This is a genomic window from Bradyrhizobium sp. Kon58 (assembly GCF_055807455.1).
The window spans coordinates 1-249 of the sequence record NZ_JBVVOT010000570.1; the positions used below are offsets into that span (position 1 = coordinate 1).

At 66.3% G+C, this 249-nt stretch carries 1 protein-coding gene; it reads left to right on the top strand.

Annotated features, from left to right (window positions below; all coding sequences use genetic code 11):
* Window positions 1–249, top strand: a 249-nt coding sequence (locus AC0L20_RS41530; protein WP_473295916.1) for an anti-sigma factor domain-containing protein, incomplete at both ends; no start/stop codon positions are given.

Consider the following 249-nt stretch of genomic DNA (forward strand, 5'->3'; position numbering starts at 1 on the left):
GCAATTGGAGCCGCTTTCACTGGCAGCGGTGGAGCCGACACGAGCCCTGGAATTGTGGGCCATTGCACCAGGCGGCAAACCGGTCTCCCTGGGATTGGTGCCGACCTCGGGTAAAGGCCGAATTCAGTTGAGCAAGGCGCAGCAGGCATTGCTGAACGCACCGCTGACCCTCGCCGTCAGCCTGGAGCCGCAAGGTGGCTCGCCGACCGGGCAACCGACTGGGCCGGTGCTGTACCAGGGCGCCCTGGC